At 66.3% G+C, this 10,517-nt stretch carries 3 protein-coding genes and 2 pseudogenes; 2 read left to right on the forward strand and 3 right to left on the reverse strand.

The features are described 5' to 3' along the window. Positions 1-393: 393 nt before the first annotated feature. Positions 394-6,984: an RHS repeat-associated core domain-containing protein gene (locus tag ACFWY5_RS56030; protein ID WP_379640102.1), complete on the forward strand. Its 6,591-nt coding sequence runs from the start codon at positions 394-396 to the stop codon at positions 6,982-6,984. Positions 6,985-7,593: 609 nt separating this feature from the next. Here ACFWY5_RS56030 and ACFWY5_RS56035 read toward each other — a convergent pair. The 3 genes and pseudogenes from ACFWY5_RS56035 to ACFWY5_RS56045 all read right to left on the reverse strand — a co-directional run. Further along, on the reverse strand, positions 7,594-8,124 hold the full coding sequence (locus ACFWY5_RS56035; RefSeq protein WP_379618954.1) for a hypothetical protein: 531 nt from the start codon (positions 8,122-8,124) through the stop codon (positions 7,594-7,596). Between the two features lie 286 nt (positions 8,125-8,410). After that, positions 8,411-9,145, reverse strand: a complete 735-nt coding sequence (locus ACFWY5_RS56040; protein WP_379640103.1) for an IS3 family transposase — start codon at positions 9,143-9,145, stop codon at positions 8,411-8,413. A 25-nt stretch (positions 9,146-9,170) separates the two neighbouring features. After that, positions 9,171-9,386, reverse strand: a pseudogene (locus ACFWY5_RS56045) (IS3 family transposase); the annotation flags it as partial. 105 nt (positions 9,387-9,491) lie between these two features. Here ACFWY5_RS56045 and ACFWY5_RS56050 point away from each other — a divergent pair. Further along, positions 9,492-9,845, forward strand: a pseudogene (locus ACFWY5_RS56050) (transposase); the annotation flags it as partial. Positions 9,846-10,517: the final 672 nt, after the last annotated feature.

A 10,517-nucleotide genomic window follows, 5' to 3' on the forward strand; every position in this document is an offset into this window, starting at 1 on the left:
CCCTTACACTCGCTTTCACCACGTTGCGGTTGCTGATCCGACGGCCCGCTCGGGCGTTCTTTACCTCGGAGTTCCGGCAGGCGCAATCCCCGCGTCGGGGAGGTGTTCCTGATGGGTGCGCTGGTTTTGGTTAGCCTCACCCGGTATGTGATGCAAATCACATTGCCGCTCCGGGGGCCTCTCGCAACGACGGTAAATCGTTGATTGACCAGCGATCATGAGAATTGTCATCTCCTGACATTTGACTCTGTGTATGGGGAAAGCCGCGTTCTCGGTCGTTGACCGATTCCTGATCATGACGGACATTCCGATTGATCGTTCTTATGTCAGCTTTATGACGCGCGGCCCTATTGCTGTGGGGGTTTGCGTCAGCGTGCCTTGGCGGAGGTTCGGATGCGGGTTCGGCATGCCCAGATGTGGCTCGCGCTACTGATCGTCGGTCTGGTCGGGATGCTGGTGGTCTCGGGCATCGGTGTGCCTGAGGTGCTGGTTCAGCGGGCTGCGGCGGCGGGGTTGGATCCGGAGAAGTCGGTGGCTGCGCGGGCGGTGCCGGTGAAGCAGGCGGTCAAGGGGGCTGAGGGTTCGGCGCGGTGGGTGAAGCCGAAGGAGCCGGTGTGGCCGAAGCCGGGACGCGCGCAGGTGGGCCTGCCGGCGGTGGGGAAACTGGCCGCGGTCGATGGGTTGCCGGTCCGGGTGGGGCCGGTCGGGCGTGGCGGGCCGGACAAGGTCACGGTGGAGACGCTGAGCGCGGAGTTGGTGCGGGCGTTGGGCGGGGTGGGGGTCGCGGCGTCGGTGGTGCGGGCTGATGGCGGGTCGGTGCCGGGCAAGGTGCGGGCTGAGTTCTCCTATGCGGGGTTCCGGGACGCTTATGGCGGGAACTTCGCCGGCCGTCTGCAGGTGGTGAGGCTGCCGGCGTGTGCGGTGCAGGTTCCCCGTCCGCGCTCGTGTGTGATGCGGCCGGCGGTGGTGGCCTCGGTCAACGATGTCGAGGCGGGGACGTTGGTGGCGGAGGTGGAGGCTGCGCCGCGTGGTGCGGCTGCGGCGGTGGTCAAGCCGAGGGTGGGCGGTGGTAAGGACAAGGTCAGCGCGGGGCGGAGCGCGGATGCGGTGCTGGCGGCGCAGTTGGCGGCGGGGTCGGTGTACGTGCTCGTGCCGGGGATGACCGGGCCGGACGGGACGTGGGGTGCGACCGATCTGAAGCCGTCCGGGACGTGGCAGGCGGGCACCTCGGGGGGCGGGTTCGATTATGACGTGCCGTTGCCGGAGCCGCCGTCGGTGGCCGGGGACGGGCCGGATCTGTCGTTGCAGTATGACGCCTCGTCGGTGGATGGGCAGGGCAGGTGGACCAACAACCAGTCCGGCGTGGTGGGGGTGGGCTGGGATCTGAGCGCGGGGTTCATCGAGCGGCGCTACCGGCGCTGCATCGTGGACAACTTCTATGACCCGAACACCGCGGCGCTGATCTGGACCGCCGAGGAGCGGGGTATCGGCGGGAAGGCGTTGTGCTGGGAGTCGCCGGACGAGACCGACAACGAGCCGGGCACCACGGACAGGTCGCAGTCGGAACTGGTGCTGTCGGCTGGGGGCCGGTCGGCTCAGATCGTCAAGGACCGCACCTCGGGGGCGTGGCGGACGGTGCCGGACCTGGGCTGGCGGATCGAGCAGGTGGCCGGGGGTGCGGACGGCCAGCCGTACTGGAAGATCACCACGCAGGACGGGCAGGTGTGGCGGTTCGGCTCCACCCGCGACGCGCAGTGGCAGGTGCCGTATGTGGGCAACGAGTCTGGCGAGCCGTGTTACGACCGCTATCTGAACGACATGATCCCGCCGACGTGCATGGGGGTGTGGCGGTGGAACCTGGATCAGGAGGTCGATCGCAACGAGAACGTGATCGACTACTCCTATCTGCGGGAGACGAACTATTTCTGTCTGCCGTCGTGTACGCATGAGACGTACAAGGTGCTGCCGTATGACCGCGGCGGGTTCCTGGACACGGTGGCGTGGGGGCACAACACGCAGGTCGCGGGCAGTACGCCGACGGCCCGCACGAGTTTGGTCACCGCGGCGCGCGGTGGGGATGACGTGCCCACGGATCTGCTGTGCGCGCAGGCGGTCGGCTGTACGAACGGCGCGCTCGCGTTCTACTCCACCCGCAAGCTGACCTCGGTGCTCACCGAATCCGTCAACCCGGCCTCCGGGGTGTGGGATCCGGTGGATCGGCTGGATCTCACCCACACGTGGATGTATCAGCGCACCGATTCGGGGCCTGCTTATGACTCGGTGATGTGGCTGGACACCGTGCAGCAGACCGGGCTGGCAGCCGACCCGCAGGTGACGTTGCCGCCGCTGGACTTCGACGCGGTGATGCTGGCCGGGAAGATGGATTACGTCTCCAACTCCGACTGGCCCAGTCAGGTGTCGTGGCGGATGGTGCCACGCATCGCCGCCATCGCCAACGGGATGGGCGGCCGGGTCGAGGTCACCTACGCGCAAAACGACCCGTGTGGCGGCGGCAAGGGCCGCGACGGCTCCAGCTACCTGACCGACAAGATCGGTGATTGCTACCAGGTGGACATGGGCAGCGATCCCGGCTCCGGCTATGAGGCGTGGACCCGCTTCTACAAGCAGCTCGCCACCAAGGTCGTCGAGCGGGACATGGTCGGCGGCTCACCGGACGTGGTCAACGCCTACGAGTTCGTGGGCAGCCCGAACTGGACCGACCCGGTACAGTTCGCGCAGCCCGACCAGGCGCCGCCCGCGACGGATTGGCGCGGCTACGGCCAGGTCCGCACCCTGCAAGGGGCCGGGGACGACCCGTCCGGCTACACCGTCACCTCGCGCACGTTCTTACGCGGCACCGGCGGCCAGGTCACCACGTTCGACGGCGCCACGATCACCGACGCGCCGCTGCTGCAGGGCGAGGTGCTGCAGGAACAGTCGTGGACGATGACCGCGCTCAACCCGCGCGCGTATGCCGAAGTCGACGCGACCCGGTACGAGTACGCCTTCCAGAACGCCGGCAACGGGCCCGGCACCAAGGATCCCGCCCAGGTGTTACGCACCCGTGAACGCTCCCGCGACAAGATCTCCACCGGCGCCTGGCGCTACAGCGACCTGCGCACCGCCTTCAACGCCGACGGCCAGCCGGTCAAGGTCAACGACTACGGCCAAGACGGCCTCACCACCGACAACACGTGCACCACCACCAGCTACGCCCGCAACACCGACCCCGGCCAGTACCTGGTCAGCCTTCCGTCCGTCGTCGAGGAACGCGCGGGCGACGACTGCACGGCGGGCGCCCTGTTCGGCAAACAGATCACCCTGTACGACGCGGGCAGCGACCCGGCCACGAACAAGCCCAGTGACGGCAACCCCACCGAGGTCCGCACCCACTCCAGCGCGTCTGCGCTCTCGACGGTCAAGGCCACCTTCGATGAGTACGGCCGGCCGCTGACCTCGACCGACGCCCTGAACAAGACCACGACCACCGCCTACACCCCGGCGGTGGGCTGGCCCAAGGACGGCATCACCACCACCGACCCGCTCGGCTACCAGAGCACCGCCAAGCTATCGCACCGGCTGGGCGAGCCGGTCTCGGTCACCGACCCCAACGGCAAGATCACCGAGGTCGGGTACGACGCGCTGGGCCGTACCACCGCCTTGTGGAAACCAGGACAGCCCAGCACCGGCCCCGCCAGCGCCACCGCCGCCTACGACATCCCCTGGAACGGGTTCGGCCAGCCCACCGGCCCGGCCAAGACCACCACCCGGCAGTTGCTGACTGGCAGCACCTACACCTCGAGTTTCAGCTACGAGGACGGCTTCGGCCGCACGCGCGAAGCACAGACGGCCTCTCCTCAGGGCGGCCGGATCGTGATTGCCTCCGTCTACGACGCGCGGGGGCTGGAAGCCGCGGTCTCCGAGCCCGCCCACAACCCGGGCGCGCCCGGCAGTGGCCTGGTCAACCCGGCGCTCACCACGCTGCCGCAGTGGACCAAAACCGTCTATGACGACCAGGAACGCGAAGTCGCCTCGATCGCCTACAACCTGGCCACCGAACTGCGCCGCACCACCACCAGCTACCCCGGCGCCGAGCGCACCGAGGTCACCCCGCCCTTCGGCGGCAAAACCGCCACCGTCACCGACATCGACGGCCAGCCCGTCACCGTCGAAGAGTGGGCCGACACGACGACCCACCACGACACCAGCTACGGCTACGACCTGGCCGGCAACCTGACCAAGATGACGGACGCCAAGGGCAACGTCCGCACCTTCACCTTCGACTGGCAGGACCGGCGCACCGCCGCCACCGACCCCGACGCCGGCACCTCCAGCTACAGCTACGACCCGGCCGGGCAGATGCTTTCGAGCATCAACGGCAAGGGCCAGAAGATCTCCTACACCTACGACGACCTGAGCCGCCGCCGTACCCAATGGTCAGGCGAACCTGTCACGGGCACCAAGCTCGCCGAATGGACCTACGACAGCGTCGCCAAGGGCCTACCCGCCACCTCCACCCGCATCACCGGCGGCCAGCCCTACACCCAGGCCATCACCGCCTACGACCACGACTACCGGCCCACCGGCTCCAAGGTCACCATCCCCGCCGCCGAAGGCAACCTGGGCCGCGACTACACCGTCACCTCGCTCTTCGACGCGGCCGGGAACCTGCGTGAGCAGACCCTGCCCGCCGCCGGCGGCCTGCCGGAAGAGAAGCTGACCTACGGCTACACCGACCTCGGCTTCGCCAAAGACCTCACCTCACCCGCCGGAACCTACGTCCACGCCACCGCCTTCACCCTCACCGGCAAACTCGCCTCACGCGGCCACGGCACCGGCGGCAAACTCAAGCGCACCCTGGAACGCGACCCCGGCACCGACTGGCTCTCCCGCGTCCACACCCAGACCAAAGCCGACACCACCAGCCCCGACACCATCCAGGACGACCGCTACGCCTACAACGTCGCCGGCAACATCACCCGCATCCTGGACTCCGCCACCAACCCCACGACCCCGCAGGCCGAGTGCTTCACCTACGACGGCCTGCGCCGCCTGAAGACCGCCTACACCACCACCGCCGCCACCTGCACCGGCACCGGCGACGCCCTCGGCCCCGACCCCTACAGCCAGGCCTACACCTACGACCCGATCGGCAACATCACCACCCTGACCGACGCCGGACAGAGCGCCACCTACACCTACCCCGCCTCCGGACCCACCGCCGTCCGCCCCAACGCGGTCACCTCCATCACCCGGCCCGGCGGCACCGACACCTACGCCTACGACAACGCCGGCCAACTCGCCGCCCGCACCGTCGCCAACAAGCAGGCCACCTTCGACTGGAACGAACTCGGCCAACTCGCCCAGGCCACCGTCGACGGCCAAACCACCGGCATGATCTACGACGCCGCCGGCGAACGGCTCCTACGCCGCGACCCCGACGGCAGCACCACCCTCTACCTCGGCTCCATGGAACTACGCCTGGCCAGCGGCGCCGTCGAAGGCAAGCGCTACTACACCACCTCCGACGGCTCCAAGATCGCCATGCGCCAGCCCAGCGGCCTGACCTGGCTGCTGACCGGCCAGCACGGCAGCACCCAACTTGCCGTCAACGACACCACCGGCAACGTCAGCCGCGAACGCTACCAACCCTTCGGCAAACGCCGCGGCGCCGACGACCTGCCCTTCACCGACCTCGGCTTCCTCGGCAAAACCGAAGACGCCACCACCGCCCTCGTCTACCTCGGCGCCCGCTACTACGACCCCACCATCGCCAAATTCATCTCCACCGACCCCGAACTCGACCTCCGCACCCCCGAATGGGCCAACCCCTACTCCTACGCCGCCAACAACCCCATCGACCAATCCGACCCCGACGGACGCCGCGTCGACACCGGAACCCGAGAATCCGACAAGACCTTCTCCAAGACCCACAAGCCCAGCGGCCAGAAAAAGAAGAAATATGAAATAGCGCTGGAGAAGAAGCACAAGAAAGCCGTAAAAAAGCAAGACAAGAAGACCAAGAAGGAGCGAGACGCCTGGATCAAGCGCGAGCAAGACCGGTCCAAATACTTCAATCGTGATGCACACATCAGGAAAGAAGACACAGAGGCGTGGCGGCACACGCTCGACACAATCAAAGGCGACGACAGGTTCGGCTCCGTCTCCGTAGGCTACAAATTCGGGAAGATCCGTTTGCGGGGCAAGTCGAAGCCTTGCAGTTTCATCCCAGGCACCCAGGTCCTCATGGCCGACGGCACAGCGAAACCGATCGAGCAAGTGAAGGCGGGCGACAAGGTCCTGGCCACAGACCCGAAAACCGGACAGACCACACCCCGAGCCGTGACGGCGCCACTATCCAGCCAGGGAGCGAAGAACCTCGTCCAGATCATCGTGAATACGGTCGACGAGCATGGGGCCAGCTCCACCGCGATCACGACTACAGAAAACCATCCGTTCTGGATACCGACACTGCGTGAATGGGTGCACGCGGGCGACCTGCAGAGCGGAACATGGCTCCGCACCTCCGCCGGCACTTACGTCCAGGTTCAAGCGATCAAGAAGTGGACGGCCACACAGCGCGTCCACAACCTGACAGTCGCCGGCGTCCATACGTACTATGTACTGGCGGGCGAGACTCCGGTCCTCGTCCACAACGCTGGGCCTGGGCGCGACTGTGGGGATCTCGGCCCAGACTGGAAGCCTGCGGATCCCGATAAGATCTGCGACAGTAGCGGCTGTGAGGATGTCGCCAAGAACATCCAAAGAAAGATCGGCGGGACTAGGCACAGGATTACCGACTCAGATGGAGCACCCTTTCTGGGCAAGTATCGAGGCCGTGACACAGGGTGGGGTCACCATGACGTGGTAGTCAAGAACGGCAGGGTCTATGATGCATGGACCGGCCGTCATGGAGAACCCGTAGACGAATACCGAGGTCGGTGGCAATACGGCGATGTCCTGAAATTCGACCCGCTGGACTAAGCGAGCATGCGTGAATTACAGAGAACTGTTTGTCGATATCCACAAACGCCCAAACAGCTACGGATTGGATGGGTCTTATCAACAAGCCGTAGCCTTCATAAACGGATGCGACGCGGGGAATGAATGGGGCTTGCTGATCGGATTTCCCGAGTGGCTCGCAACAAGACTTGCCTGTGAGGCGGGCCCCGCATGGCCGGTTCTCGTATCAAACGCCGCTCGACTATCATCTACTAACAGTGAGCAACATAGAGAAACCGACGATCCATCCAATTCCCACATGGTATCAACCCTGTTCACGCTACTGGATGAGTTCCTTGCCGCTCGAGGCGGCGGGCGAGGCTCGTCCGTGATCATCGCAAGGTACGTTGACTCGCGGAGCCAGCGGTAAATGGAACTTCATCCTTGAGCCGGCCGGATTCGACCCGCAGCCGGAGACTGCGATCGGTAGCGCCTCGCGAGCTACCCCATGGGTGTGACATGTGTGGTCAACATGAGGTCGTCAGCTCCGTGAGGCTGTAAGCGGAAAGAGGTGCAGGACCTTCTCGCTGGGCTGTCGCCCAGCAAGTCCGGTGGAAAGCCGAACGCATCCTGATCCAACGCCAGACCGCCCTAGCGGGTGAGGTCGTGCATGTCCCGGCGGGCGCGGTGGGGCTGCTCGTGAACGGCCTGGGCGTACTCGACACCGTCGAGGATCACGTTGTCGACCTTGCGACGGGAGGCGGCGTCGATGCCCATACGGGCTATCACACCGCCGGTGATGTGGATGGGCCGGCCTGGGAGGCCCCGGGCGGCGAGCATCAGCCGGACCGATACCTTCCGCAGGCTGGTGAGCCGTGCAGGTGACCGCGTCTCCCCGGTCTCGGGATCGCGTTTTGGGACTGTCGTCTCAACCTCTTTCTCCACTTCGGCGATCAGCCTGCGCATCGCTGTCTCGCAGCCTCGACGCAGTTCCTCATACGCCGCGGCGTCCGGCGCGTCCGCAAGGTAGAAGCTGACGGGCTGCAGCACGGTCGCGGCAGGGCTGGGGCGGCCCTGCCCGGCTTCCTTCTGCGCCGTGGTTGCCTGGTGGTGGTAGCGGACGACGGCGAGCGGCGCTGTCGGCCGGGTTTGGAGGAGGCGGCGAACGGCGGCGGCGACCACGTCCGAGCAGGAGCAGGGTGGGCGGTCGTCGATCCCGAAGAACCGCAGCGCTTCGCCTTACTGCCGGAAGCCTGGCAGGGGCTCGTCGAGTTGGAGGCGTTTGCGCCAGGAGGTGTGGCGTGCGGTCTCAGGAGCTCCTTGACAGTTTTGTTGCATCACATGGACGACAGTCTCAATACATCCTGGACAAGTCTGGCTAGATCTTCGGTTCGTGAATCTTGGGCCGCCAGCGCTTGACGGGGTGCTGGGTCTTGCGTGAGGTTCCCCCGGTTTCCCGGAGTGATTCCTATCTGGTTTGAGTCAGCTCGGTGTGGCCGCTGACGGTGTCGGGTAGCTCGTGTTGCTGGGCGTACCAGGCGGCTTCGAACTCGTCCGGGGAGAGCCCGCCCAGGCCCTTTTGGATGCGGCGGGGTTTGTACCACCCATCGATATAGCGGAACAGGGCTGTGTCGGCTTCCTCGCGGGTGGCCCAGGTGTCGCGGTAGACCAGCTCGACCTTGATCGTGGACCAGAGGTTCTCGGCGAGGGCGTTGTCGAAGCTGTCGCCGACGCTGCCGGTGGAGGGAGCGATGCCGGCGTCGGCCAGGCGCTGGGTGAAGCGAATCGCCGTATATTGACATCCCTTGTCGGAGTGATGGATGAGCTGTCCTGCGCGCACGTCGCGGCTCCACAAGGCGAACTCCAGCGCGCCGAGCACCAGCTCGGTGTCGGCCCGGTCGGAGGTCTTCCAGCCGACGACCCGGTTGGCGAAGGCATCGCGGGCCGAGGCCAGCCACAGCACGCCTTCGCCGGTGAGGATCCTGGTCAGGTCCGCCACCCACAGCCGGTTCGGTGCTGGCGCGGAGAAGTTCCGGCCAACCAGGTCGGGCGCGGCCTGATGGCGTGGATCTTGCCGGGTTGAGCCGGTCTTGAAGCCCTTGCGCATGAATGCGCCCTGCAGCCCGGCCGCTCGCATGAGCCGCTCGACCCGCTCGCATGAGCCGCTCGACCCGCTCGCATGAGCCGCTCGACCCGCTCGCATGAGCCGCTCGACCCGCTCGCATGAGCCGCTCGACCCGCTTGCGTGAGACGCAGATCCCGCGCCGTCGCAACTCCAGATGGACCCTCGGTGAGCCGTAGGTGTCGGCGAACTCGTGATCGGCTCGTATCTTCTTGATCTCTTCCAGTAGCGAGGCGTCGGCTACCGCTCGTGCGCTGGTCGCAGCGGAAAGTGCGGCGAGCCCTGCGAAGCAGAACATCAGCGCACAGGCGGCGACAACCATTCTGGGGGGACCATGGCCGCAACCGTACTATGTCAGGACCATTCGCCGCCGCGCGAACGCAGCAGCACGAGGATCGGTGCAGCTCGCGCGTGCCTCCGGGGACTCGCGGCTGAGCCGCGGGCGAAGCTGTCGCGTCGCGGGCTGCGGTTGGCACTCGAGGCGATCGTGTGTCAGCACCTGACCTTCGCGAGGGTCGCCGAAGGACTCGGGGTCGCGTGGAACACCGCCAACGACGCTGTCCTGGCCGAAGGCAAGCGGGTGCTGATCAACGACGCCACCCGGTTCGACGGCGTGGCCGCGATTGGGGTCGACGAGCACGTGTGGCGCCACACCCGCCGCGGCGACAAGTACGTCACCGTGATCATCGACCTGACCGGCATCCGTGACGGCACCGGACCCGCTCGGCTGCTGGACATGGTCGAGGGCCGCTCAAAGCAGGCGTTCAAGTCCTGGCTCGCTGCTCCAGCCCGAGCCAGGGGCGGCAGCCGCCGCCGGAGTGGCGAGCAGGGCCAAGACGGTACATCCCACAAGAGTAAAGCGAACGATCATGCGCAGATCCGTTCCGCAGAGGAGCTCAGAACGGCAGCCACTATGAAAGCTGCACCACCTCACCCGAAGCAGCTTTGCCGGTGCTTGGACGGGCCTGCGATCAAGCCGTGCACGAGCAGCCCGTTACCTCTTCTGCAATGCCCTTCCCTTGCCCTTCTGTCGGGTCTGGCTTGACCTGCCAAGTTTCGAGGCGGCTCGCAAGGCCTGTCTGCGTGACCGGCGTGCCTCACCTCGTTCTGCGCGCTCGCTGGCGCGCGAGGGAACAGATGGGTGCAGAGCGGGGCAACTGCGACGACGATGCTCCGCCTGGCCGAAAGCGGTTTTACGGGTGCTTGGGCGGGTCTGTGATCAGGTTGGACATGGGTCGCCCCTGACCCCTTCTGTCATGCCCGGCCCTTGCGCTGCTGGCGGGTCTGGCTTGACCTGCGGGGTCCGGGGGCGCGCACACATGCCAACCGTAGGTTCGCCCGCATGCCGGACGCGTGCCTGTCAAGTTCCGGTACCCGCGCGACGGTGGAGTTCCGGTAGCTGTGCGACAGGCAGAGATGAGGAGTGCCAAGACGTTTCCCTGGCTCCCCGCTA

It is taken from the genome of Nonomuraea sp. NPDC059007 (assembly GCF_042740555.1).
Lineage (GTDB): Bacteria > Actinomycetota > Actinomycetes > Streptosporangiales > Streptosporangiaceae > Nonomuraea.